Origin of the sequence: Lentzea terrae, assembly GCF_003265345.1 — a bacterium.
Lineage (GTDB): Bacteria > Actinomycetota > Actinomycetes > Mycobacteriales > Pseudonocardiaceae > Lentzea > Lentzea terrae.
Genome location: NZ_QFWW01000033.1, coordinates 20,063 through 43,390, shown reverse-complemented (window position 1 = coordinate 43,390; position 23,328 = coordinate 20,063). Strand labels below are relative to the sequence as shown.

Annotated in this window: 26 protein-coding genes; 6 read left to right on the top strand and 20 right to left on the bottom strand. The window is 70.2% G+C overall.

Features of this window, described 5'->3' with window-relative positions; translation table 11 throughout:
- A partial coding sequence (locus DI276_RS52780; RefSeq protein ID WP_232837274.1) for a cbb3-type cytochrome c oxidase subunit I occupies positions 1-493 on the top strand: 493 nt, incomplete at its 5' end.
- Here DI276_RS52780 and DI276_RS41250 read toward each other — a convergent pair.
- Positions 474-1,331 carry an NmrA/HSCARG family protein gene (locus DI276_RS41250; RefSeq protein WP_112274176.1) on the bottom strand — a complete coding sequence of 286 codons (858 nt, stop codon included), beginning with the start codon at positions 1,329-1,331 and terminating at the stop codon, positions 474-476. The genes DI276_RS52780 and DI276_RS41250 overlap by 20 nt on opposite strands.
- Before the next feature lie 169 nt (positions 1,332-1,500).
- Between DI276_RS41250 and DI276_RS41245 the strand changes: the two genes are divergently transcribed.
- Positions 1,501-2,712 carry an MFS transporter gene (locus DI276_RS41245; RefSeq protein ID WP_232837273.1) on the top strand — a complete coding sequence of 404 codons (1,212 nt, stop codon included), beginning with the start codon at positions 1,501-1,503 and terminating at the stop codon, positions 2,710-2,712.
- Here DI276_RS41245 and DI276_RS41240 read toward each other — a convergent pair.
- From DI276_RS41240 to DI276_RS41230, 3 genes are read right to left on the bottom strand one after another with little or no spacing between them, the layout of a single operon-like run.
- The gene (locus tag DI276_RS41240) at positions 2,705-3,262 is read right to left on the bottom strand and encodes a hemerythrin domain-containing protein (protein WP_112274172.1); all 558 of its coding nucleotides are present in this window, start codon (positions 3,260-3,262) and stop codon (positions 2,705-2,707) included. The genes DI276_RS41245 and DI276_RS41240 overlap by 8 nt on opposite strands.
- 12 nt (positions 3,263-3,274) lie before the next feature.
- Positions 3,275-3,928: a hypothetical protein gene (locus tag DI276_RS41235; protein WP_112274170.1), complete on the bottom strand. Its 654-nt coding sequence runs from the start codon at positions 3,926-3,928 to the stop codon at positions 3,275-3,277.
- 13 nt (positions 3,929-3,941) lie between these two features.
- Positions 3,942-4,268, bottom strand: a complete 327-nt coding sequence (locus tag DI276_RS41230) for a plasmid stabilization protein (RefSeq protein WP_112274168.1) — start codon at positions 4,266-4,268, stop codon at positions 3,942-3,944.
- Positions 4,269-4,457: 189 nt separating this feature from the next.
- On the opposite strand from DI276_RS41230, the gene DI276_RS41225 reads away from it, so the two are divergent.
- The 3 genes from DI276_RS41225 to DI276_RS41215 are packed head-to-tail and all read left to right on the top strand — an operon-like array spanning position 4,458 to position 7,029.
- Entirely contained in the window at positions 4,458-5,642 is a 1,185-nt protein-coding gene (locus DI276_RS41225) for a cytochrome P450 (protein WP_112274166.1), read from the top strand.
- The gene (locus DI276_RS41220) at positions 5,639-6,433 is read left to right on the top strand and encodes an SDR family oxidoreductase (protein ID WP_112274164.1); all 795 of its coding nucleotides are present in this window, start codon (positions 5,639-5,641) and stop codon (positions 6,431-6,433) included. Before DI276_RS41225 ends, DI276_RS41220 begins: the two co-directional genes overlap by 4 nt.
- Positions 6,433-7,029, top strand: coding sequence for a flavodoxin family protein (locus DI276_RS41215; RefSeq protein WP_112274352.1), 597 nt, complete (start codon positions 6,433-6,435; stop codon positions 7,027-7,029). Before DI276_RS41220 ends, DI276_RS41215 begins: the two co-directional genes overlap by 1 nt.
- Here the strand turns inward: DI276_RS41215 and DI276_RS41210 are convergent.
- The 10 genes from DI276_RS41210 to DI276_RS41165 are packed head-to-tail and all read right to left on the bottom strand — an operon-like array spanning position 6,996 to position 15,070.
- On the bottom strand, positions 6,996-7,526 hold the full coding sequence (locus DI276_RS41210; protein ID WP_112274162.1) for a phosphatase PAP2 family protein: 531 nt from the start codon (positions 7,524-7,526) through the stop codon (positions 6,996-6,998). The two genes, DI276_RS41215 and DI276_RS41210, sit on opposite strands and share 34 nt — an antisense overlap.
- Before the next feature lie 41 nt (positions 7,527-7,567).
- Entirely contained in the window at positions 7,568-8,239 is a 672-nt protein-coding gene (locus DI276_RS41205; protein ID WP_112274160.1) for an SDR family oxidoreductase, read from the bottom strand.
- Positions 8,239-9,516, bottom strand: a complete 1,278-nt coding sequence (rfaE2, locus tag DI276_RS41200; protein ID WP_232837272.1) for a D-glycero-beta-D-manno-heptose 1-phosphate adenylyltransferase — start codon at positions 9,514-9,516, stop codon at positions 8,239-8,241. Before rfaE2 ends, DI276_RS41205 begins: the two co-directional genes overlap by 1 nt.
- Entirely contained in the window at positions 9,513-10,088 is a 576-nt protein-coding gene (locus DI276_RS41195) for a D-sedoheptulose-7-phosphate isomerase (RefSeq protein ID WP_112274158.1), read from the bottom strand. The genes rfaE2 and DI276_RS41195 overlap by 4 nt, the downstream gene beginning before the upstream one ends.
- Positions 10,085-11,284, bottom strand: a complete 1,200-nt coding sequence (locus DI276_RS41190; RefSeq protein ID WP_112274156.1) for a glycosyltransferase — start codon at positions 11,282-11,284, stop codon at positions 10,085-10,087. Before DI276_RS41190 ends, DI276_RS41195 begins: the two co-directional genes overlap by 4 nt.
- Positions 11,281-12,150 carry a glycosyltransferase gene (locus DI276_RS41185; RefSeq protein WP_112274153.1) on the bottom strand — a complete coding sequence of 290 codons (870 nt, stop codon included), beginning with the start codon at positions 12,148-12,150 and terminating at the stop codon, positions 11,281-11,283. The genes DI276_RS41190 and DI276_RS41185 overlap by 4 nt, the downstream gene beginning before the upstream one ends.
- The gene (locus tag DI276_RS41180) at positions 12,147-13,121 is read right to left on the bottom strand and encodes a glycosyltransferase family 9 protein (RefSeq protein WP_112274151.1); all 975 of its coding nucleotides are present in this window, start codon (positions 13,119-13,121) and stop codon (positions 12,147-12,149) included. Before DI276_RS41180 ends, DI276_RS41185 begins: the two co-directional genes overlap by 4 nt.
- Positions 13,118-13,633: a D-glycero-alpha-D-manno-heptose-1,7-bisphosphate 7-phosphatase gene (locus DI276_RS41175; RefSeq protein WP_112274149.1), complete on the bottom strand. Its 516-nt coding sequence runs from the start codon at positions 13,631-13,633 to the stop codon at positions 13,118-13,120. Before DI276_RS41175 ends, DI276_RS41180 begins: the two co-directional genes overlap by 4 nt.
- Before the next feature lie 52 nt (positions 13,634-13,685).
- A complete protein-coding gene (locus tag DI276_RS41170) occupies positions 13,686-14,678 on the bottom strand; it encodes an NAD-dependent epimerase/dehydratase family protein (RefSeq protein ID WP_112274147.1) in 993 nt (330 codons plus the stop codon).
- Positions 14,675-15,070, bottom strand: a complete 396-nt coding sequence (locus DI276_RS41165; RefSeq protein ID WP_112274145.1) for a ChaB family protein — start codon at positions 15,068-15,070, stop codon at positions 14,675-14,677. The genes DI276_RS41170 and DI276_RS41165 overlap by 4 nt, the downstream gene beginning before the upstream one ends.
- A 46-nt stretch (positions 15,071-15,116) precedes the next feature.
- Between DI276_RS41165 and DI276_RS41160 the strand changes: the two genes are divergently transcribed.
- Positions 15,117-16,469: an aldehyde dehydrogenase family protein gene (locus tag DI276_RS41160; RefSeq protein ID WP_112274143.1), complete on the top strand. Its 1,353-nt coding sequence runs from the start codon at positions 15,117-15,119 to the stop codon at positions 16,467-16,469.
- On the opposite strand, the gene DI276_RS41155 is transcribed toward DI276_RS41160, so the two are convergent.
- Genes DI276_RS41155 through DI276_RS41135 form a run of 6 tightly spaced genes read right to left on the bottom strand, consistent with a single transcriptional unit; the run spans position 16,453 to position 23,119 of the window.
- Positions 16,453-17,682: a UDP-glucose dehydrogenase family protein gene (locus DI276_RS41155; protein ID WP_112274141.1), complete on the bottom strand. Its 1,230-nt coding sequence runs from the start codon at positions 17,680-17,682 to the stop codon at positions 16,453-16,455. The genes DI276_RS41160 and DI276_RS41155 overlap by 17 nt on opposite strands.
- A complete protein-coding gene (locus DI276_RS51620) occupies positions 17,634-18,578 on the bottom strand; it encodes a glycosyltransferase family 9 protein (RefSeq protein WP_198681232.1) in 945 nt (314 codons plus the stop codon). The genes DI276_RS41155 and DI276_RS51620 overlap by 49 nt, the downstream gene beginning before the upstream one ends.
- On the bottom strand, positions 18,575-19,474 hold the full coding sequence (locus DI276_RS51615; RefSeq protein ID WP_198681231.1) for a glycosyltransferase: 900 nt from the start codon (positions 19,472-19,474) through the stop codon (positions 18,575-18,577). Before DI276_RS51615 ends, DI276_RS51620 begins: the two co-directional genes overlap by 4 nt.
- Positions 19,471-21,066, bottom strand: a complete 1,596-nt coding sequence (locus DI276_RS41145; protein ID WP_112274139.1) for a carbamoyltransferase family protein — start codon at positions 21,064-21,066, stop codon at positions 19,471-19,473. The genes DI276_RS51615 and DI276_RS41145 overlap by 4 nt, the downstream gene beginning before the upstream one ends.
- A 9-nt stretch (positions 21,067-21,075) precedes the next feature.
- Positions 21,076-21,993 (bottom strand): NAD-dependent epimerase/dehydratase family protein, encoded by a 918-nt coding sequence (locus DI276_RS41140; protein WP_112274137.1) that lies wholly within the window; start codon positions 21,991-21,993, stop codon positions 21,076-21,078.
- A complete protein-coding gene (locus DI276_RS41135; RefSeq protein ID WP_112274135.1) occupies positions 21,983-23,119 on the bottom strand; it encodes a zinc-dependent alcohol dehydrogenase in 1,137 nt (378 codons plus the stop codon). Before DI276_RS41135 ends, DI276_RS41140 begins: the two co-directional genes overlap by 11 nt.
- Positions 23,120-23,328 lie beyond the last annotated feature (209 nt).

Below are 23,328 nucleotides of genomic sequence, written 5' to 3'. Positions count from 1 at the left end.
CCGCATGCTCAACGAACCCCTGGGCAAGCTGCACTTCTGGACCACGTTCCTCGGCTTCCACGGCACGTTCCTGGTGCAGCACTGGCTCGGCAACCAGGGCTTCCCGCGCCGCTACGCCGACTACCTGCCCAGCGACGGGTTCACCACCCTCAACACGATCTCCTCGGTCAGCGCGTTCGTGCTCGGCGCATCGGTGCTGCCGTTCCTCTACAACATCGTGCGCAGCTACCGGTACGGCGAACCGGCCGGACGCGATGATCCCTGGGGTTACGGCAACTCGCTGGAGTGGGCCACCACGTCTCCCCCACCGCGGCACAACTTCAAGGAACTGCCCCGGATCCGGTCCGAGCGACCGGCGTTCGAGCTGCACTACCCGCACATGGTCGAGCGGATGCGCGACGAGGCGCATTTCTCGATCCTGCGCCGCGGCAAGCACACACCGCCCGACCAGCCGACCGAGGACGCCCTCGCCGCTACCGAGCGCGAGAGCTGAGCCAGTCGCGCACGGACCGAGCGGACGGCACGATCTCCAGCGTCGCCGCACCGTCGGTCTCGACCGGCCGCCCGCGCAGCCACCGCCACATCACCAGCAGGTCGTCACCGGTGAACTTCCGGAACAACCAGATCGGCATGGGGAAACGCCGTGGCGGCCGCCCGTGCACCGCGCGCCACAGCGCCCGGCACTCGTCGATCGTCCGCACGTCGGACGCCAGTTTGAGGTCCGCCCCGACGAACCGGTCCGGCTCGGCGAACGCCCGTGCCGCCACCGCGCCGAGGTCGTCGGCGCACAGCCAGGGCACCGGGCGGTCGCCGCCCATCAGCTTCGGCATCAGGTGCCACACGCCGACCGGCGGGAAGAAGTCCTTGTCGGTCATCAGCTCCATCAGCGCCATCGGCCGCAGGACCGTCAGCGGGAGGCCCAGCGACTCGAAATGCGCCCGGATGACCAGCTTGTTCTCCCACTGGCGGACCCCGGTCCCGCTCTCTCCCGGGCCGGCCGAGGCGTACACGACGTGCCGCACGCCCGCCTCGGCCGCCGCGTCGCCCACGTTGCGGCCCTGCACCACCTCTTCGTCGAACCCGCACTTCATCGGGTTCTGCACGTTGAACACGCCGTGTGCCCCGGCGAACGCGGGCCGCAACGTGGCGATGTCCGCCATGTCCACCCGCATGACCTCGGCTCCGGCCGCCGCCAGCTCCTGAGCCTTCTCCGACGACGGATCACGGGTCAGCGCCCGGATCCGCCAGCCGTCCGCGAGCAGGTGCCGGGCGACCGCGCCGCCCTGGCGCCCCGTCGCGCCGGTGACCGCCACCAACCCGAGACCGTTCATGCCTGGTTATCGCACGATCGGCCCATCGGTTACTACGCCACCTGGCGGGCCTCCGCCACGCCTGCGGACCGGCCAATCTCTGGCCAACTCGTGTCCACACCTATGCGGACAGCGAGCACGAACGAAACCATCGAGATCACGGCAACGTTCCTCCGGAAAGGACGGGCACGTGGTCCACGACACCGCAGTGCGCACCCCCTCAGTGCTGCGCAGCACCGAGTTCCTCCGCCTCTGGACGGCGACCACCGCGTCGGGCATCGCGACCTGGGCGCTCCCGTTCGTGCTGGGCCTCGCGGTGCTGTCGAGGTCGCTGACAGCGGTGGAACTCGGCATCCTGCTCGCCGCACGCACCGCTGGTTTCCTCGCCGCGGTCCCGATCAGCGGCGTGCTGGCCGACCGCTACGTCCGCCGCCGGGTCGTCCTGTGGTCCGGCATGACGTCCGCGATCGCCGCTCCGGTGCTCGCGGCCTTCGTGGGCAACTCGCTGGTCCTCGCGGCCGTCGCGGCCGCGGCGATGGGAGCGGGCCAGGGCGCGTGCCGTCCCGCGTTCTCCGCGCTGACCGCCGAGGTGGTCGGCCTCGGGCAACGCCAGGAGGCCAACGCGTTCATGACCATGTCCATCCGGGTGACGACGCTGGTGGCGCCCGGTCTGACCGCGTTGCTCGCTCTGGTGCTGAGCACGCAGGACCTGCTGCTGGCGATCGGCGCGCTGTGGCTGGTGGCGGCCCTGGTGCCGCCGACCGGTTCCGGGCTGACGGCGCCGCCGAGCGGTGCGGGGTTCGTGGCCGAGTTCCTGGACGGCGTGCGCGAGGCCCGCAGGCACCCGTGGTTCCTGCCGGGGCTGGGCGCGCTGTCGGTGGTGATCGCCACCGGTTACTCGGCGACCAGCGTGATGCTCCCCCTGGTCAGCCGCGACCGCTACGGCACAGAGGCGGTGCTCGCAGGTGCGCTCACCGCATTCACCCTCGGTGCACTGGCCGGCGCCGCGCTGATGGCTCGCTGGCGCCCGCGCGCCACCGGGTGGACCGGCCTGTTCGGCCTGGCGCTGTACGGGTTGGCGCCGCTGTGTCTGCTGCTGCCGGTGCACCCGTTGGTGTTGATCGTCGTGTACGCGGTCGCCGGGCTCGGCTTCGACCTGTTCAACGTGCCGTGGTTCACCGCGACGCAGCGCGAGGTCGAGCCGGCGAAGCTCGCGCGGGTGTCCTCTTTGGACTTCCTGCTGTCCTACGGGCTGGCACCGCTCGGCCTGGCGCTGATCGCACCTGCCATTGCGGAGTTCGGCACCAGCGCGGTGCTGGGCGTCTGCGCGGTGGTCTGCTTCGCCGCGCCCGCGCTGGCCGCGCTGGTGCCGTCGTCCCGTGACTTCCGGTCGGCTACTTAGAGCCGGCCTTCTGCATCTCCTTCTGCAGCTCCGCCTTGCTCATCGACGTGGCACCCTCCAGGCCGAGGTTGCGTGCCTGCGCGAGCAGTTCCTCGCGGCTCGCCTGGCCGGGGATGTCGCCGAGGTGGTCGGCCCGGACGTGCGCGAACTTCGCGCCGAGCTCGTGCCGGCGGTCCTCGCTCAGCCGCCGCTTGATGCCCGGCAGCACCGTCTTCTCCTCTTCCTCGACGTGGTGGGTGACCGCGTCGACGACCTCGCGCAGCTTGGCGTCGTAGGCGGGTGAGTCGTACTCGCAGTCGAGCAGCTCGGCCAGCAGGCGCTCGGCCTGGGCGTGCTCCTCCTGGCTGTGCTCGACCTCGTCGGACTCGCCGGCCTCCTGCTTCGCCGCCGGGTAGACCTCGGTCTCCTCGGCGCGGCTGTGGGCGACGAGCAGGCCGCACAGGACCGGGGTCAGCAGCGGCCGTTTCTCCGGGTTGTTCTTCAGCTCCGCGAACAGGCGCTCGACCTCGCGGTGGTCCTGCATGATCAGGTCGACGACGTCGTACTTCACGGTGGTTCTCCTTCAGTTCGGGTGGTTGCGCGGATAGCGCGTGGCGATGGGTGCGACGCCGCGTCGTCCGATCCGGCCGAGCGCCACGCCGAACGCGCTGATCACCGCCACGGACACCAGCGCGCCGATGACGATCGACCACGTCAGGCTCGCGTTCAGCAGACCGGCCGCCGCGCCAGCGATGGTGCCCGCGACGAGTCCGTTGACGAGGTTCACGAACCCGGCGACGGTCAGCGCGGTGCCGATCAGCCTCGGCCGGCGCGCGTTGCGCCAGCCGGTCTGGCCGGCGTCGGCCTCGACGCCGGCCGTGTCGTCGTGCAGCTGCCGTACGAAGACGTCCCGAGTGGACGGTTCGAGGTCGACGTAGACGTGCCGGATCCGGTTGATCCCCAAGCCTGCCTGCACGTCCTCGATGACCAGCTCGACCGCGCGGAACAGCGTGGCGAGGCCGATCAGGAACAGGCCGCCGCAGATCACCACCATGAGCGTCAGCAGCACCCGCGGCGGCACGACCTGGGCGACGAACCCGAGCGCGATCATCGACGCGGAGATGGTGGTGAGCAGATGTCCCGCGCGGCCGGTCGCGTCCGCGATGTTCGCGGTGCGCACCATTTGCAGCGTGTAGTGCTCGGTGGTGAGGATCGTCAACGCCGAAGCTCGGTCCATTTCTGGGTCCACCTCAGCGTCCGAGTGCGTTGGCGAGCTCCTTCTTCGTCATGGTGGAGCGGCCCTTGATGTTCTTCTTCTTGGCCTCGTTGTAGAGCTGCTCCTTGGTCAGGCCCTTGGGCCTGTTGGTGCCCGACCGCTGCCCGCCGCGCTTCTGCGGCGACGTGTCGTTCGTGGACGACTTGCTCGCGGTCTTGGACTCGCCGGACTGGGCGCGGTTCTTGTTGACCGTGCGCGCGGCGATCTCCTTCGCCCGTTCGGGTGAGGCGCCACGGCTGCGGGCGGAGTCCTTGATGTGTTCGTACTGGCGTTCACGTTTCGCGTTCGATCCCGCTGGCATCACGACCTCCTGGTTCGAGCTGAACCGCGAATACCCCCGGTCAGGGCGGTTCACACGCAGTTGGCAAGTGTTGTGGCCGCCAGCCTTTGCCCCGTGTTCGGCGGTCAGACGGGTATCTCGCGGTGCCCTGCTGAGCGTCGAACACGCGGTGAAGGTTGGCGGCCACAACACTCGGGGTAGCCGACCCTCATGGCGATCTCTTCACGACTCGACACCACGCGCGTGCTCGCGACGGTGCTGCTCCCCACGCTCGCGAAGGGCGTCATCGTCCGCAGGCCGGGCGTGATGGCCTTCTCCGAGAAGCTGCAGGCGGACGCGACCGCGATCGACACGATGCGGCATCTGCGCGACCGGTACGGGCCAGAGCCCGTGCGACTCAGGATCACCGGACGCAGCGTTGCCGTCCTGGTCGACCCCGCCGACGTCGGCCGGCTGCTCACCGAGTCGCCGGAGCCGTTCGCGCTGGCCACCAAGGAGAAGAAGGCCGCGCTGAGGCACTTCCAGCCGCACGGCGTGCTCATCTCCGAAGGCGAGGCCCGCGAACGGCGGCGCGAGCTCAACGAACGGGCGTTGCGGCCGGAGAACGTTCCGGTCGAAGCGATCGTGCGGGACGAGGCCGACCTGCTCACCAGGCACGTCATGAGCACCGGCGAGCTGACCTGGGACTCCTTCAGCCAGGCGTGGTGGCGGATCGTGCGCAGGGTCGTGCTCGGCAACCACGCCCGCGACGACGACCAGCTCACCGACGACCTCAAGGCGTTGCGGGAGAACGCGAACTGGGCCTTCCTCCACCCGAAGCAGCGCGGCCTGCGGGAACGCTTCCAGCGCAAGCTCGACGAGCACCTCGCGCGCCGGGAGGAAGGCAGCCTCGCGGCGTACCCGGACGACCTGTCCGGTCAGGTGCCGCACTGGCTGTTCGCGTTCGACGCGGCCGGCATCGTCACCATGCGCGCGCTGGCCATCGGCGCCCGCGGCACGCACGGCATCCTGGAGTCCGCGCGGCTGTGGCCGACGACGCCGGTCATCCTGCGGGAGAGCACGAAACCCACTCGCTGGCACGGCACCTGGCTGCCGGCGAACACCGAGATCGTCGTGTTCACGCCGTTCTTCCACCGCGACGAGGACCGCCTGCCGTACGCGGACGAGTACGCGCCGGAGATCTGGGACCGGCCTCGTGATCCGGCGATCGTGCCGTTCAGCGGTGGCCCCGGCGTGTGCCCCGGCCGTGACCTCGTGCTGGCCACCGGCAGCGCGATGCTCGACGCGCTCAGCGAACACCTCTCGTTCCCGACGCTCAGCGCCCCGCTGCCCAAGACCCTGAACCACTTCGGGCTCCGCATGCACGCGACCCCGATGGGTACACGGGTTTCATGAACGCACCTCTCTACGCCGTGGTGACAGGATCGGATTCGGGCATCGGCAAGGCGATCGCCGTCGCGCTCGCGGGCGGTGGCGTCGACGTCGGCATCACGTATCACGAGGACGCCGACGGTGCCGCGAAAACCGCTGACCAGGTGCGCGAGGCCGGCGCGCGCTGTGCCGTCCGGCAGCTCGACCTCACCGACCTGCCCGCCGCGGCCGCCGTGGTCGACGAGCTCGCCGACGAACTGGGCGGCGTGGACGTCCTGGTGAACTGCGCGGGCACCGGTAGCAGCCAGAAGGTCGTGGACATGCCGTTCGACACCTGGCGCGAGGTGATCTCCGTCGACCTGGACGGCGCGTTCTTGTGCAGTCAGCGCGCGGCCAAGCGGATGATCGCCGCCGGGCGCGGTGGCCGGATCATCAACATCACCTCGGTGCACGAGCACCTGCCGCGCGTGGGCGCCGCGCCCTACTGCGCCGCGAAGGCCGGGCTCGGCGCGCTGACCGAGGTGCTCGCGCTCGAACTGTCCGAGCACGGCATCACCGTCAACTCCGTGGCACCCGGCGAGATCTCGACACCGATGACCGGCCAGGAGGACGTCGACCCGCGCACCCAGCCGCGGCCCGGCGTGCCGCTCGGCCGTCCCGGTCACGCCCACGAGGTCGCGGCCGTGGTCGCGTTCCTCGCCACCCCCGCCGCCAGCTACGTCACGGGCGCGTCGTTCGTCGTCGACGGCGGCATGTCCCTGATGGGCCCGCAGGCCAGCGGAATGCTCGACGACGAGAAGTGGAGGCAGCCCTGATGCGTGCCGTGGTGCTCAACTGCACCCTGAAGAAGTCGCCCGACCAGTCCAACACCGACCTGCTCGCCCAGGTCGTGATCGACGAGCTGACCAAGAAGGACGTCGAGGTCACCACGTACCGGTTGGCGGACCACAACATTCCGCCGGGCGTCACCACTGACCTCGGGCCGGGCGACGAGTGGCCGCGCATCCACGCCTCACTTCTGGAAGCCGAAATCCTGGTGGTCGCAACGCCGACGTGGGTCGGGCACCCGTCCTCGCTCGCGCAACGGGCGCTGGAGCGGATGGACGCGATGATCTCCGAGACCGACGACGAGGACCGCCCGGTGGCGTACAACCGGGTCGCGGGCGTCGTGGTGACCGGCAACGAGGACGGCGCGCACCACGTGATCAGCGAGATCGCCGGCGGGCTCGGCGACATCGGCTACACGATCCCCGGCCAGGCGTGGACGTACTGGAACCGCGGCCCAGGCCCCGGCCCGAGCTATTCCGACACCGATGAGGGTCACGAGTGGTCGGAGAACACCGGCCGCACGATGGCCGCCAACCTCCACGCCGTCGCTCAGGCCTTGGTGGAACGGCCGATCCCCGCCTGAGCCAGCGCCACCAGTGCGCCGATCACCAGGCCGCCCAGCACATCGGTGGGCCAGTGCACTCGGGTGCGCAGCCGGCTGTAGGCGACGAGGAGCACCAGCGGCGTCACGAAAACAGCGGCTTTGCGGTCTTCCAGCGCGGTGGCGGTGCCGAACGCGGCAGCCGTCACCGCGTGCTTGGAGGGGAACGACGACGAGTCGGGGTGCTCGGGAAGTGCCTGCCGTGCGGGCATGTTGGCGGCAGGCGGCCTGCGCCGGTGGACGACCACGCTGATCAGGTGGCCGATCGGCATCGCGATCGCAGCCGCAGTCAGCGCCCGTTTCGCGGTTTTCTTCCTGCCGCACAACGCGAGGAGGCCGGCGACCGGTAGCCAGAGCACGCCACCCCGTGCGGTCTCACTGGCCCCGATCACCAGCGCGTTCGGCCGGCTCGTAGGCAGCGCCTCGCTGTTGTGCAGCGAGTCCTCGTCCAGCTCCTCCAACTCGTCGTCACCGTTCACACTGGACTAATACCCAGAACAGGTGGTTTGGAATCAAGGAATCAAGGCCAGGACGGTTCCTCGCTGTGCGCGATCACCAGCTCACGCAGCTCGCAGTCCTTGGGCTGGGTCAGCGCGAACAGGATCGCGGCCGCCACCCGGTCCGGCGGGTTCAGCTTCTCCAGGTCGGTCGGCCGGTACTGCTCGGTCCGGTCGTCGAAGAAGTTCGTCCGCATCCCGCCCGGCACCACCAACGTCACGCCGACCCGCCCCGCGGTCTCCGCAGCCAGTGCGCGGGTGAAGCCCACAACGCCGAACTTCGAGGCGCAGTAGGCCGTCGCGTCGCTGACCGCCCGCAACCCGAGCGTGGACGCGACCGTCACCACCCGCCCGTTCCGCAGGTACGGCAGGGCCGCGCGCACCACCGCTGCCGTGCCGAACAGGTTGACCTTGACGACGTTCTCCCACTCCCCGGCCGGCACCTCCGCGAGCGTGCCGCACCGGTCGATCCCCGCCGCGGTCACGACACCGCTGAAGCCGCCGTGCCGTTCGGCCAGCGTCCGCACGGCCGCTTCGGCAGCCCGTCCGTCCGCCAGGTCGACCAGCTCGAAGTCGGCCATCGAAGGTGCCGACTTGTCCAGCACCAGCGGCGTTCCCCCGGCCTCGCGCACCGCGTCGACCACGGCGGCACCCAGCCCGCCCGCGCCACCGGTCACCAGCACGTTCCCCAGCATCAAGTCCTCCTCGACAGGATCTCGGTCGTCGAATGTCCCCGGTGGTACGGCACGACCACGGTCCGGCCGCCCCAGCGCCGCACGACCGACGATTCCGGCAGCAGTTCGGCGGTGTAGTCGCCGCCCTTCACCCACACGTTCGGCCGCAGGCGCCCCAGCACGTTCTCCGGGGTGTCCTCGCCGAAAACGACCACGTCGTCCACCGACGCCAAAGCGCGCAACACCTCGATGCGCTCGGCCTGGCCGTTGACCGGTCGTCCCTCGCCTTTCAAGCGCCGCACCGACAGGTCGGAGTTGAGACACACCACCAGGCAGTCCCCCAACGCCCGCGCGGCCGCCAGCATCCGCACGTGCCCGGGGTGCAGGACGTCGAAGCACCCACCAGTGGCGACGACGGTTCCGCCGCGCCGACGCACTTCATCCACAGTGGACGGCGACGGTGCCCGCATGCCCGAAACACCGCCGTGCGCCAAGAACTCGGCCGCACTGGCCACGGCATCGGCCACCGCGTCGTCCGGAGCAGCGCCGCGCGCCAGCCGAACCGCTGCCGTCACCGCGAACCGGTCCCCCGCACCGCACGGGTCGGCCACCGGAACAGCAGGTGCGGGCACCGCGACCGGCGTCCCTCCACAGTGGAGCAAGGCGCCCTCGGACCCCAGCGTCACCACCACCGCACGCGCCTGCCAGACCGATAACAGCCTGCTCGCCGCGTCGTCCGGATCGCTCGTGCCGCTGAACGCGGTGGCCTCCGGCAGGTTCGGCGTCACCAGCCGCACCCCTGGCACCGGTGCCGGGCCGCGCGGATGGGGATCCCAGACCACCGGAACCCGCGTCAGCACCGAGCGGAGACGTTCATCGCGGAGCATCCCTCGTCCGTAGTCGGACGCCAGCACGAAGTCCGCGGACAGCACCACGTCCAGCATGTCGTCGGTGACCTCCGGCGCCCCGGAGCCACCGCCACGATCCACACGTGCCAACGAAGTGCCGGCACAACGCAGACGCGTCTTCACCGGCACGGCAGCAGCCCGGCCGAGCACGCACGGAACCTCGATGAGCGACCGCAACTGCTCACCGGACGAATCCTCCGACACCGCGCTGACCAGTGTCACGTCCACGCCGTCGCGGGCCGCCATGGTCGCCGCCAGTGCCGCACCACCGGCCCGCGGGTGCTCGGCGGAGACGTCCAGCACGGGTGCCGGCGCGTCCGGGCACAGTCTGCTGACCGTGCCCTCCATGTCGATGTCCAGCAACGAGTCGCCGACCACGACCAGCTTCACGACACCCTCCGCAACGCCGAGGGCAAGGCGGCCTCGAACGCCTCGCACAGCGCGTGCACCACCACCAGTTGCGCCTCCTGCACGTGGCAGGCATCGCCGGGCAGCGCGAGCGTGTCGTCGGCGAGGGCGGCCAACGGGTTCGGTGACGGCCCGGTCAGCGCCCACACGCTCGCTCCCGCCGACCGGGCCGCATGAGCTGCCTCCAGCAGATTGGGACTGCGCCCGCTGGTCGACAGCAGGACCACCAGATCGCCTGGCCGCGCGTGCGCCGTCACCTGGCGCGCGAACACCTGGTCGTAGCCGTAGTCGTTGGCGATCGCGGTGACGCTCGAGGTCTCGGCGCACAACGCCAGCGCGGAGAACGGCGCGCGGTCGTGCCGATAGCGCCCGACCAGTTCGGCGGTCAGGTGCTGGGCCTCCGCGGCCGATCCGCCGTTGCCCGCCGCGAGCAGCCTGCCGCCGTCGGACAGCAGGCGCGCGAGCGACGTGCCCCACTGGTGGATCCGCGGAGCTTCCGCACGGAGACCGGCGAGCGTGTCGGTCAGTCCGTCGAGGTGGCTTTCGACCGTCACTGCGCCACCGCCAGGCCGTTGTTCACCCGTACCCGCAGGTACAGGTGCTCGGATCTGGCCGCGACCTCGTCCCAGGTGTACCGGGCGTCCACCCGGTCCTGCCCGGCCATGCCGTACGACATGCCGCGGGAGCGGTCCGCGAGGAGCCTGCGCAGCGCTCGGCCGAGGTTGCGCGGGTCACGCGGCGGGGTGAGCACGCCGGTGACGCCGTTGACCACGGTGTCCTTCAGGCCGCCGACGGCCGACGCGACAACGGGAGCACCGCACGCCATCGCCTCCAACGGCACGATCCCGAACGGCTCGTACCAAGGCACACACGCCACGACGTCCGCCGAGCGCAACAACGCGGGCATGTCCGTGCGCGCCACCTGTCCGATCAGATGCACGCGATCCGTTACGCCGCAGGCCTCCGCACACGCGAGCAGCCGTTGCGCCTCGGGGTCGTGCTTCAGGTCGCGCGAGCCTCCCGCGATCACCAGCTCGGTGTCCGGTACGAGTGGCAACGCGGCGATCAGGTCGTCGAACCCCTTGCGCGGCACCAGCCTGCCGACCGAAACGATTCGATGCGGCGCCCCGCGCTCGACCACCGGACCGAGCGGCGAGAACAACTTGGTGTCCACGCCGCACGGCACGACGGCGATCTTGTTCCGCTTCAACCCCATGGCGATCAGCTCGTCGACCTCATCGTCACAGGTGGCGGCGATGGCGTTGACCTCGTGGCCCACCAGCCGTTCCATCGTGATCCGGTCGGCCGGGCTGGTGTCCTGCGCACCCTGGTAGCGGCGCTTGACCGTGCCCAACGCGTGGTAGGTGTGCACGACTGGGACGTGGTCGCGCCGTGCCGCCAGCACCGAGGCGACGCCCGACATCCAGAAGTGGCTGTGCACCACGTCCGGCCGCTGGTCGTGCCACTCCCGCATGAGGAACTTCGAGAAGTCCGTCATGTGCGGCAGCAGCTCGTCCTTCGGAACCTGTTTCGCCGGTCCCGCGGGCACGTGCACGACCTCGTAACCGTCCGAGGTGGAGACACGGCGCGGCAGTCCGCGGGCGTCGCGCCGGGTGTAAACCGCGACCTCGTGACCACGTCGCACGAGCGCTGCCGCCAGTGCCGCCACGTGGACGTTCTGTCCTCCCGCGTCGGCACCTCCCAGAGCCGCGAGCGGGCTGGCGTGCTCCGACACCATCGCGATCCTCATCCGATCACTTCCTTCAGCAGTACGTCCCAGTTGCGCAGGAACGCGTCAAGCCCGTAGCGGGCCAACGCGAACTCGCGCGCCCGTTGTCCTTTTTCGGTTGCCAGCGCGGGATCTGCGATCAACTCCCGCGCGGCGCTCACCAACTCCTCCACGTCGGTCGAGATCGCACCCGCGTCCGGCGGCACGGCGCGGATGGCCTCGGTGCTGGCCAGCGCGACGACCGGCATGCCGATGTGCATCGCCTCCAGCAACGACAGGCCGAGCGACGTCCAGCGCGCCGTGTGCACGTAGACGCGGCGGCGGGCGAGTTCCCGGTGCAGGGCTCCGAGTTCGTGGTCTCCCAGGCCGCCGATCTGCTCGGTGCCCATGCCGAACACGTCGACGGGGTCGAACCGCGGCAGCAGGTCGGTGCCCACGATGCGGCCGCGCCGGACCGGATCGTTGATCACGGCCGCCGCGCGCGGGAGCTCCCCGGTGTAGAGCGGTCCCGGATCGACGACGCCGTGCTCGATCACGACGGTCCTGGTCGTGCCGCAGTTCCACATCAAGTCGTTGAAATGCGTTACGTGGACGAGAGTCCCGTCCCAGTCGGCGAGCGGGTGCTCCTCCGCCGGCGCGCTCGGCGTGTTGTGTTCCAGGTACACCACCGGGATGCCGATCGGCACCTGCGAGAGCTCCTCGACCCGTTGCACGATCGCGACATCGGCACCTGCGGCGTCCACTTCGGACAGAGCAACCTCGTCCGCTCGCCAGGGCCGGCCGGCGAGCCCGATGCCGTCCGGCGGTCCGGGGATCAGGTACTCGTGCCCGCCCTGGACGAACGAGTGCGTCCACGATCCGTGCACGTGCCACAGCAGAATCCTCATGCCGTCACCTCGGCAACGGCCGCGACGACCTCGGACGGGTCGACGAGATCGAGGCACGGATGGCCGGGCACCGGACACTCACGGGCCCTGGTGCCGCTGCACGGCGCGTTCTGGTCGCCGAGCAGCACGTGCTTGCCGTGCGGTGCCCACCTGACGGCCGGAACCACCGGGGCGAACAGCGACACGACCGGAGTGCCGACGGCGGCCGCGAGGTGGGCGGGGCCGGTGTTGCCGACGACGACCGCGCCGGCACCCGCCAGCACGCCGGCCAGCTCGCGAAAGCTGGTGCGCCCGCCGAGATCGGTTCCGCACGCTCCCGCGACGTGTTCGGTCAGCCCGGCCTCGGCCGGTCCTCCGGTCACGACGACGCGGTATCCGGCCGCGGTCAGCGCGACCACGGCTTTCGCCCAGCGATCAGGCGACCAGGTGCGGGCGGGCGCCGTCGCACCGGGGTGTACCACCACGTACGGATGGCTCAGTTCGCTCCTCGGCGGCTCGATGATCGCGAGCCTGCTGTCGGTCGCCTCGAAGCCGGCGGCGCGCGCCACCTCCAGCGCCCGTTCCGCCTCTGGGACGTCTGGGTCGTCACGCAACCGCACGTCCAGCAACGACCCGGCGTAGTCGACCGAGCGCGCGACGATCTTCGGCACGCCCGCCAGCCGCAGCACCAAAGCGAGCGGTAACGGGCTCTGGTGGAACGACGTCAGGATCAATGCCACGTCAGCGCGAATGCCGTGCAGCACCGCCGTGATGGCCTCGATGTCGAACGGACGGACCTCCGGAGCCGGGTTGACGACCCACGGACACTCCCACTCGACGATCCGGCTCACACCGGGCAGCAGCTCCGCCGCCTGGACGCCGCTGGGACCGCACAGGAACACGACCTCACCTGCTGCGGCGGCCGCGCGCACGGCCGGTCCGGACAGCAGGACGTCGCCGTCGCTGTCGAGTCGGGCGACGAGGGTCCTCACCGGATCAGCTCCAGCACCGCCAGCAGGTCAGGGGCGGTGCGCGGCGCCCGTTCGACCTCTTCCTGGCGCGTTACCGGGGTCGGCACCAGCACGGGCACCGCACCGGCGGCCTCGGCTGCTCCCACGTCCGCCCCGATGTCACCCACGACCAGCGTCCGTTCCGGGCGGACTCCGAGCGCCTCGCACGCGGACAGCACCAGGCCAGGGGCGGGTTTGCGGCACGCACAGCCCTCGTCGGGGTGGTGCGGGCAGATCTGCCAGGTGCCGAACCGGCCCAGCAGCTCCTCCACCCGCGCGTTCACCGCGGCAACCTGTTCTTCGGTGAGCAGGCCACGGCCGATGCCGGACTGGTTGCTCACCACGCCCGTGCGCAAACCGTGTGCGCGCAACTCACGCAACGTTTCGCGAGCGCCCGGCACAGGAGTCACGCGGCGCGGGTCGCCGTTGTACGGAACGTCCCAGATGAGAGTGCCATCACGGTCGAACAGCACCGCGTCGAAGGCCTGGTCCATAGAGGAGATTTAGCCGCGAGAAGCGGCTTGAAACGCTACTCGGCGCAGCGATTCACAGCACCGGACTGGCCGGAACGTGTTTACCTCCGCCAACGCCCTGGACAAGTGCGTGAAGTGCCTCCTGCGCACCGAACACCGGTCGCCAATCGAGTTCCGTTCGCGCCCGTGACGCGTCCAGCAGCGGCGCTTTCAGGGCCAGATCCACCCATCCCGGCGGAGTGGGCTGCAGGCGCAGTCGCCAGGTGACGTTCGCGAGCAGACGCAACAGCCACGGCGGCACCGGAACGTGCTTTCCGCCGAGAAGTCCCGCGAGAACACGCGGAGTGACGACCGGCTCGGCGACGAGGTTCACCGGGCCGTGCAGCCGTTGCTGCAGAATGCGGGCGAGGGCGTCGGCGACGTCGTCGGAGTGGACGAACTGCAGCACCAGGTCGTTCGGCACCGGCAGGATCGGGATCCGGTGCCGGAACAAGGCTTTCGGCACCAAACTGCCGAGGAAGTAGTCGTGCACCTCGGAGCCCGCGTCGGACTGCAGGATCAGCCCCGGCCGCGGCCGGGAGATCAGCATGCTGGTCTCGTACTGGTTCAGCATGTGTTCGACGGCCGCCTTGTGTCTGCTGTAGAACGACGACGACACACCGTCGACCGGCCACGACTCGTCGACTCGATGATCCTTTCGGGCCGGTGAGTACGCGCCGACCGACGACATGTGGACGAGGTGCGGCACTCCGGCCCTGGCCGCGGCGTCGAAGACGCGGGACGACCCGGCGACGTTCGTCCGGTACAGCTCGCGTTCGTCGTGCGACGGCTGGATGAGCCAGGCGAGGTGGACCACCGCGTCGGCCTTCTGGAACGCGATGTCCAGCAGCTCTTCGGATCCCGGCCGGCCGATGTCGACCGGCGTCCACTCGAGGCCCTGGTACGGCGGCGCGTCCGCGGGCGGGCGCCGGGACATGCCGTGCACCTGCACGTCCGGTTCGTCGGCGAGTCTGTGTAAGAGAGCGGTGCCGACGTTCCCGGTGGCGCCCGTGATGACGACCTTCATGATCGGGCCCGCGCGGTCTCGCGGTCGTTCGCCTTCTGGATGGCGTCAACGAGTTCGTCCTTGGTCATCTGCGATCGGCCCTCGATCTCGAGTCGCTTCGCGATGTCGTAGAGGTGTTGCTTGCTGGCGTGCGCGTCGACACCGCCGGCGGTCTCGCCCTCGGCCGGGGTGCTGCGTTCCGCCTGCCGGTCCGACGGCCCCTTCTCCCGCTTGGGCTCCCAGTGGTCGCCGACCTTCTCGAAGCTGTGCTTCAGTGCCGAGAACGCGGTGCGGTGCGCCCGTTCGCCTTCGCCGTACGTCTCAACGGCGGAGTCGTGCGCCTTGATCCACGTCCGCTGCGCCTTCTTCGGCGAACGTGCCACCGTGCTGGGCAGTTCCTCGCGTCCGGGCATGGCTCCTCCATGGGTTTCGACCTGCGCCGATGGGTACCCGCGAGCCATGACCGCCATGCACGCCATCGACGTCCACAGCCCGCGCGACTCCCAGTTGGTCGGCTGGCTGCCCACCGCCACTCCCGAGGACGTCGAGGCCGCCCTCGCGACGTCCAAGTCCGCCAAACCCGAGTGGGCGGCCGTCGCTGCCGCCGAACGTGGTGCCGCGGTCCGGGAAGCCGCGGCGGCGTTGCGGGAGCGGGCGAGCGATCTGGCGACGGTGGTGGAGACCGAGACGGGCCGGCCGTTCGGGTCGGCGCGGGAGGGCGTGCTGGCCGGCGCGGCAACGCTGGAGCAGTACGCCGAGCTCGGTCCAGTCCATCGTGGACGGTCGCTGCTCGGCGCCGCGGTCGACTTCATGGTGCCCGAACCGCGCGGTGTCGTGGTGGCACTGACACCGTGGAACGACCCGATCGCGGTGGCGTGCGGACTCCTGGGCGCGGCGCTGGTCACCGGGAACGTCGTGGTGCACAAGCCGAGCGAACGCTGCCCGCACACGGGTTTGCTGCTGGCCACCGTTCTCCGGCCGTGTTTCCCCGACGGCGTGCTGCAGACGTTGGTCGGTGACGGCTCAGTGGGAGCGGCATTGGTGAGCTCGGCCGACGTCGACGTCGTCGCGCATGTCGGGAGCACGGCCACCGGTCGAGCGATCGCGCTGGCTTCTTCGGCGAAGCTGTTGCTGGAGAACGGAGGCAACGATCCGTTGCTGGTCGATGACGACGTGGATCCGGTGTGGGCGGCTTCGCAGGCGGCGTTGGGTGCGTTCACGAACGCGGGCCAGCTGTGCACGTCGGTCGAGCGGATCTACCTGCACAAGTCGATCGCCAAGCCGTTCCTGGAGGCGCTGTGCGCTGAGGCGCGCTCGTGGAACCGCGATCCGCAGCCCCTGGTCGACACCCGGCACCGTTCGTTCGTGCACTCGCAGGTGGCCGAGGCGCTGGGAGCTGGGGCGTCGGCGCTGGTCGGCGGTTCGGTTCCGGAGGGTCGCGGCGCCTACTACCCGGCGACGGTGCTGGCCAACTGCTCATCGGCGATGCGGGTGATGTGCGAGGAGACGTTCGGCCCGGTCGCGCCCGTGCAGCTGGTGTCGTCGTTCGACGAGGGGCTGGCCGAGGCATGCGGTGGCGAGTACGGCTTGGCCGCCACCGTGCTGACCAGTTCGATGGAGCACGCCCAACGCGCCTGGCGCGCGCTTCCCGTCGGCACGGTGAAGGTCAACGCCGTGTTCGGTGGCGCTCCCGGTGGTGCCGCCCAGCCGCGTGGTGCGTCCGGCACCGGGTTCGGTTACGGCCCTGAGCTGCTCGACGAGATGACCACGACCAAGGTCGTGCACCTCGGCGTTCCTAACGGCCGGTCCTGATCAACCGGAAGCCCGCCTCCCGCACCTTGTCCTCCGGCAGCACGTTGCGGGTGTCGAAGATGCGCGGGTGGTCGACCGTCTTCGCCAGTTCCGGCCAGTCCAGCTCGGCGAACTCCGGCCACTCGGTCAGCACCACCAGCAGGTCCGCTTGGTGTGCTGCTTCCGTTGCCTCGTTCGTGACCTCGATGTTCGGCCGGCCTTCGGTGACGCACGGGTCGTAGGCCTTGAGCCTCGCACCTTCGTTCGTGAGGAGTCCGGCCACCACGAGCGCCGGCGAGTCGCGCAGGTCGTTCGTGCCCGCCTTGAAGGTGAGCCCGAGCAACCCGATCCTGGCGCCGCGGAGCGTCCCGAGCTCCTCCCTGATCCGGTCGACCACCCGGTGCGGCTGGTGCCGGTTCGTGCTGACCGCCGCTTCGACGGTGGCGAAGTCGACGCCGGCCGCCTTCGCCGTGGCGAGCAGCGCGAGGGTGTCCTTGGGCAGGCACGAGCCACCCCACCCCGGCCCGGGCTGCAGGCAGGACGCTCCGATCCGGTCGTCCAGCCGCATGCCCTCGGTGACACCGTCGATGTCGGCGTCGAGGTGTTCGCACAGCTCCGCCAACGTGTTGACGTACGACAGCTTCAACGCCAGAAAGCAGTTGCTCGCGTACTTCACCAGCTCGGCACTCGTGTTGTCGGTGAGCACGGTCGGCGCGTTGGTCGGCGCGTACAGCTCGGCCACCTCGTGGGCAAGTCGTTCTTCTTGCGCACCGATCACCACTCGTTGCGGCCGCAGGAAGTCCTCAACGGCGTGGCCTTCCCTGAGGAACTCCGGGTTCGACACGACGCCGGGATGCTTGGCCGCCGTGCCGACCGGCACCGTCGACTTCAGCACCAGCGTGGTTCGTTCCGGTGCCTCGCTCAGCACCTCGTCGACCGCCGACAGGTCGGCCGCGCCGTCGGGCCCGGTCGGTGTCGGCACGCAGACGAAGGCGAAGTCCACACCCGACAGCGCTTTGTCGTTGTCCGTGACGAACTCCAGCCGCTCGCGGTTTGCTGCGACCAGCTCGCGCAGTCCTGGTTCGTGCAGGGTGACCTCGCCTGCGTTGAGTGCCTCGATCTTGGCCGCGTCCGCGTCGGCGCACACCACGCGGTGCCCGAGGTGAGCGAAGCACGCGGCCGTCGTCAGGCCGACGTAGCCCGCGCCGACGACTCCGATTCGCTTTGCTCGCACAGGACACCTCCGATCGCCTCGAGCACTTCCTGCACGGTGATGCGCAGCAGTCCGGGGTCCGGCTCGTCGGCGAACGTGTCGCCGGTCTCGCCGTGCCAGAGCACTCGGTGCGGGCCGCGGCGTGGACCCCAGAGGTCTGGAGAGACCGGTCCGAACAGCAGGACCGACGGGGTGCCGTAGGCGGTGGCGACGTGGGCCACGCCGGTGTCGCCGCAGATGACGAGGCGGGCGGTGGCGACGAGGTCCATCAGGTTGGCCAGGCTGCCGGATTCCGGTTCGGGAACGATCTGGCTCGCCAGGTCGAGCTCATCCGGCCCAGCGGTGACGACAACGTCCATCGGTTCAATTGGTGCGACGGCATCCAGCGGCACAATCGGTTCTGGCGCGTCGACCACCTCCGCCCTCAACGCCCGAGCAACAGCCGCGTACCTCTCCGCCGGCCACCTCCGCGCACCGGTGCTCGCCCCCGGATGAATCACGACCCGGTTGGTCCTCTCGCCAACCGGATGCAGCCGGAAGTCGTCCGGATCGCACCGAATCCCCTTCCGCTGCAACAGATCGCACCACCGAAGCACCTCATGCCGCTGCCCCGGCCAATCAGCAAGTCCGTACGTGACCAACCGCCGCGGCCGAGTGGCCATCAACCTCTCGACGCTCTGCGGCCCCTTCCCGTGCAGGTTCACCGCAAGATCCGGCCGTTCGAAGTCGATCGGCCCCAACTCCTCGGTCGGCAACAGCCGGTCGACCGCCTCGATCCGGTCCACCGCGTCCTGCAACCACGCGGGCGCCGCGAGCGTGATCTCCGCACCGGGAAATGCCGCCCGCAGCCCCCGAAGCGCAGGCACCGCGGTCAGCAGGTCACCCAGCCCGAGCGCTCTCAGCACCAGAATCTTCACGGCCGCACCCGCCGATGCCGAACCTCGCCCCTGACCCGATGCGCACAGGCAGCAGGCGGAATCAACGCACTGGTGACCACCATCCGCGCGACCTCGTCCAAGGTCCGCGGCCCCGGCGCGATCCGCTGCGCCGCAAACCGCCCGGTCAGCGCCGCCCACACCGCCCCCAACACGACGGCGGCCCTACGTCGGCCAGTCAGTCCACAAAGGATCGAACCGAGCCCGGCAGCCGTCGTCACCACGTGCGACCGCAACCGGCCACGCTCCCCGCCGATGCGCGAACGCCACCGCGAGCCCACCAACCGGCGCATCAACGCGTCGTCGGCGTTGCCCCGCTGCTGGTCGACACTCGTCATGAACGTCGCGGGCTTCACGGGGTGCGTCGTCACCCGCGAGCCGCGCACGATCCGGTAGCCGAGGTCCTGCACGCGCAACGCCAGCTCGGCATCTTCGCGGTAAGCACGCGGAAAGCGTTCGTCGAAACCGCCCGCCCGCGCCAGGGCCTCGCGCCGGTACGCCATGTCGGCGGTGATCCAGCGGGCCGTGGCGAGACCGGCGGTGCCGCGTTCGGCGTCGGTCGGCCGGCGGTCGGCAGGCAGCGGCACCACGATCCGGGCCTGGCTCGCGCCCACGTCGTCCGGCAGATCAGCGAGATCCGCGCACACCTGGGACTTCCAGTCCGGCGGGAGCACCACGTCGTCGTCGAGGAACGCCACCCAGTCGCCGCGGGCCTCGCGCCAGCCCGTGTTGCGAGCGGCGGCCGGACCGAGGCCGGTCTCCCGGTCGTCCACCACGATGATCTCGAGCGGGTCCGGGCCTGAGCCCTCGACCAGGGTGTCCAGCAGGTCGTCGAGGTTCGGCCGGCCGACGGTGGGGATGACGACGGAGTAGTTCATCGGCGCACCACGTACGGGCCGATGGCGAGCAGGTCGACCGGCGACGAGCCGAAGCACTCCAGGGCGTCGCGCGGGGTGTCGACCATGGGACGGCCCGCGGTGTTGAGACTGGTGTTCACGACGACCGGGACGCCGGTCCGCGCTTCGAACTCGCTCAGCATGCGTTCCAGCAACGGGTCGTCGGCGACGGTCTGGGCGCGCGCGGTGCCGTCGACGTGCACAACGGCCGGGATCCGTGCCGTCCACTCCGGACGGACGTCGTGCACGAAGAGCATGTAAGGGCTGGGGATCGGCCCGCGCGAGAAGACCTCACCGGCACGAGATGCGAGGACCATCGGGGCCACCGGGCGGAACTGCTCGCGGCCCTTCACGTCGTTCAGCCGGGTCAGGTTCGAGGCGTGACACGGGTTCGCGAGCAACGACCTGCGACCGAGGGCACGCGGACCGTACTCGCTGCGGCCCTGGAACCACGCCACGATCCGGTTCGCGGCCAGCGCCTCGGCCACCTCCACCGCGACGTCATCAGGCCGGGAGAACGGCATCGCAGCCGTGCGCAAGACCGACTCGATCTCCTCGTCCGAGAAGCCACGGCCCAGGTCGGCACCCGGCATCGCCGAAACCGCGTCCGTACTCACGTGCAGCGCCGCACCCAGGGCCGTCCCTGCGTCACCGGCGGCTGGCTGGACCCAGACCTCGTCGAACGGGCCCTCGGCGAAGATGCGGGTGTTCGCGACGCAGTTCAGCGCCACGCCACCGGCCATCGTCAGCCGCCGCTCGCCGGTCCGCGCGTGCAGCCACCGCACCAGCTCCAGCAACACCTCTTCCAGCCGCACCTGCACGCTCGCGGCCAGCTCGGCGTGCTCCTGGGTCAGCTCGTCGCCCTTCGAACGCTGCTTGGCCAGCGTGCTCCAGTCCACCGGCCGGATCTCGAAACCGCCGTCGCGGACCAGCACGTGCTCGCGCATCAGGTCGAGGTGCACAGGCTTGGCGTGCGAGGCCAGCGCCATCACCTTGTACTCGTCGCTGGACCGCAGAAACCCGAGGTGCTCGGTCAGTTCCTCGTACATGAGGCCCAGCGAGTGCGGCAGCCGTTGCGACGCGAAGGTGGTCAGCTCCTGATCGACGTACCGGCCGGCGAGATGGGACCCGCACTCGCCGCGGCCGTCCGCGACGAGCACCGCGCAGTTGCCCCCGAACGGCGCGGCCAGCCCGGTGGACGCGGCGTGCGCAACGTGGTGCGGCACGAACCGCACGATCTCGGGATCAAGCCCCGGCAACGAGGTCGCCAGAAACTGCGGTGCTTGGCGCGCATAGGTCGTCCTCAGCTCCTCCCACGGCGCGTACTCCGCGTCGACCAGCGACGGGTCGTACGAGTACGCCACGGCGTCGAGATCCGCGGGAGTCAGGCCGGCCTGCTCCAGGCACCAACGCGCGGACAGCTCCGGCTGCTCCCACGCCGAGAACGGCACCGGCCGCTTGCCGTGCTTGCGACGGGAGAACCGTTCCTCCTCCGCCGCGGCGACGACCGAGCCGTCCACCACCAGTGCTGCCGCCGGGTCGTGGAACACCGCGTTGATCCCGAGAACTCGCATGAGGTGCGGCTACCCGGCGAAGTCCCGCGCAAACGAGCGAAGTCCTTCCTCCAGCGGAACCCGCGGCTGCCAGCGCAGCACGCTCGCGGCCAGACTGATGTCCGGCCTGCGGCGGCGCGGGTCGTCCGTCATGGACTCGACGTGCCGGATCGGCGACGAACTTCCCGTCACCTCGATCGTCTTGCGGGCCACGTCGAGCACCGTGACCTCGGCGGGGTTGCCGAGGTTGATCGGCCCTGGATGATCACTGCGCGCCATCGCGAGCAGCCCGCGCACCAGATCCGAGACGTAACACAGCGACCGGGTCTGCAGCCCGTCGCCGTGCACCGTCAACGGTTCGCCGGCCAGCGCTTGCCGCAGGAAGGTAGGAATCATCCGGCCGTCCTGCGCACGCATCCGCGGCCCGTAGGTGTTGAAGATCCGCACGATGCCCGTGTCCACACCGTGTTCGGCACGGAACGCAACGGTCATGGCTTCACCGAAGCGCTTCGCCTCGTCGTAGACACTGCGCGGCCCGATCGGGTTCACATGGCCCCAGTACGACTCCCGCTGCGGGTGTTCCTCCGGGTCCCCGTACACCTCGCTGGTGGACGCGATCACCACCCGCGCTCTCTTGCGCCGCGCCAGCTCCAGCGCGTGATACGTGCCGAAACCACCTGTGCGCAGGGTGTCCACCGGCATCCGCAGGTAGTCGGCCGGTGACGCGGGGCACGCGAGGTGCAGGACCAGGTCGACGGGCCCGAGCAGGTCGAGCGGGCGGGAGACGTCCGCGGTGACCACCCCGACACCGGCGGGCACGTTGGCGCGCGAGCCGGTGCGGAAGTCGTCGACGCAGACCACTCGCGCACCGTCCCGCAGCAGCGCATCGCAGACGTGCGAGCCGAGAAACCCCGCGCCGCCGGTCACGACCACCCGCTCAGGCGACATCGAGAACCGTCTTCAGCCAGCCGTCCTCGCGCAGGTCGAACGACTTGTAGGCGTCGATCGCGGAGGTCGGCTTCTCGTGCCGGGTGATGAACGCGAGCGGGTCGACGGCGCCGGTCAGCACCAGGTCGAGCAGGCGCGGCAGGTAGCGGCGGTGGTTGCAGTTGCCCATCCGCAGCGTGACGTTCTTGTTCATCGCCGTGCCGATCGGGAACTGGTCGAACCCCGGCGGGTAGACGCCGACGATCCCGATCGAACCGGCCTTGGCGACCAACTCGACCGCCCAGTCCAGCGCCTGCCGCGGCCCGTCGCCCGGCTTCCACTGCTCGTCCCGGTTGCTGGCCCCTGGCTGCTCGGCGTCGACCCCGACCGCCTCGATCACGCGGTCCGGCCCGATCCCGCCGGTCAGCTCCCGCACGACCTCGACGGGATCCTCCAGGTTGAAGTCGACGGTCTCGGCGTTCTGCGCGCGGGCCTGGTCCAGCCGGGTCGCGATCCCGTCCACGACGATCACCCGCCCGGCACCCTGCCGCTTGGCCGACGCGATGGCGAACTGCCCGACCACGCCCGCGCCCAGCACCAGCACGGTGTCGCCGGCGCCGACCTCGGCCAGCCGCGCGCCGAACCACGCGGTCGGGAAGATGTCGGACAGCAGGATCGCCTGGTCGTCGCTCACCCCGTCCGGCACCCGCACCAACGTCATCATGGCGTGCGGAATACGTGCTCGTTCCGCCTGCAGGCCGTTGACCGGCCCGGTTGCCTTGGGTCCGCCGAAGAAGCACGTCCCGGCGGCCGGCCCGCTCGGGTTCGCGGTGTCGCACTGCGCGAAATATCCGGCTCGGCAATAGGAACAGGTGCCACAGCCGATCGTCGACGTCACCACCACGCGGTCGCCGGGCGTGAACCCGCGGACGCCGCTGCCGACCTCCTCGACGACACCGACGGCCTCGTGCCCGAGCACGGTGCCCTCCACCATGTCCGGCATCGTGCCGCGCACCATGTGCAGGTCGGTGCCGCAGATCGCGCTGCGGGTGATCCGGATGACCGCGTCCGTCGGTTCCTGAATGCGCGGATCGTCCACTTCATCGAGCCGGATGTCACCCACTCCATGCCACACAACGGCCTTCACTGCTCTCTCCTCCCGTTTGTCGCGTGGTTCCCCATGACCGTCGGCGCAAACACGGGTCAGTCGCTCAGGGAGGAGAAAAACGCGTGTCGCCGCAGCCCACCGAGTGCCTAGCTTGAGTTTTAACCGGTGGCGGCGGAGTGTGTGCCCTAGCTGATCATGGATGAAGCCCTTGGTTGATCATTCTTCTTGTCTAGGGAAGAAGATCGTTA

Bases quoted from the DNA above. Each gene is read 5' to 3' on its own strand.
- DI276_RS41250 (WP_112274176.1), bottom strand. From the start codon at position 1,331: ATGAACGGTCTCGGGTTGGTGGCGGTCACCGGCGCGACGGGGCGCCAG.
- DI276_RS41235 (WP_112274170.1), bottom strand. From the start codon at position 3,928: ATGGACCGAGCTTCGGCGTTGACGATCCTCACCACCGAGCACTACACG.
- DI276_RS41230 (WP_112274168.1), bottom strand. From the start codon at position 4,268: ATGCCAGCGGGATCGAACGCGAAACGTGAACGCCAGTACGAACACATC.
- DI276_RS41225 (WP_112274166.1), top strand. From the start codon at position 4,458: ATGGCGATCTCTTCACGACTCGACACCACGCGCGTGCTCGCGACGGTG.
- DI276_RS41220 (WP_112274164.1), top strand. From the start codon at position 5,639: ATGAACGCACCTCTCTACGCCGTGGTGACAGGATCGGATTCGGGCATC.
- DI276_RS41215 (WP_112274352.1), top strand. From the start codon at position 6,433: ATGCGTGCCGTGGTGCTCAACTGCACCCTGAAGAAGTCGCCCGACCAG.
- DI276_RS41205 (WP_112274160.1), bottom strand. From the start codon at position 8,239: ATGCTGGGGAACGTGCTGGTGACCGGTGGCGCGGGCGGGCTGGGTGCC.
- DI276_RS41190 (WP_112274156.1), bottom strand. From the start codon at position 11,284: ATGAGGATCGCGATGGTGTCGGAGCACGCCAGCCCGCTCGCGGCTCTG.
- DI276_RS41185 (WP_112274153.1), bottom strand. From the start codon at position 12,150: ATGAGGATTCTGCTGTGGCACGTGCACGGATCGTGGACGCACTCGTTC.
- DI276_RS41175 (WP_112274149.1), bottom strand. From the start codon at position 13,633: ATGGACCAGGCCTTCGACGCGGTGCTGTTCGACCGTGATGGCACTCTC.
- DI276_RS41170 (WP_112274147.1), bottom strand. From the start codon at position 14,678: ATGAAGGTCGTCATCACGGGCGCCACCGGGAACGTCGGCACCGCTCTC.
- DI276_RS41165 (WP_112274145.1), bottom strand. From the start codon at position 15,070: ATGCCCGGACGCGAGGAACTGCCCAGCACGGTGGCACGTTCGCCGAAG.
- DI276_RS41160 (WP_112274143.1), top strand. From the start codon at position 15,117: ATGACCGCCATGCACGCCATCGACGTCCACAGCCCGCGCGACTCCCAG.
- DI276_RS51615 (WP_198681231.1), bottom strand. From the start codon at position 19,474: ATGAACTACTCCGTCGTCATCCCCACCGTCGGCCGGCCGAACCTCGAC.
- DI276_RS41145 (WP_112274139.1), bottom strand. From the start codon at position 21,066: ATGCGAGTTCTCGGGATCAACGCGGTGTTCCACGACCCGGCGGCAGCA.
- DI276_RS41140 (WP_112274137.1), bottom strand. From the start codon at position 21,993: ATGTCGCCTGAGCGGGTGGTCGTGACCGGCGGCGCGGGGTTTCTCGGC.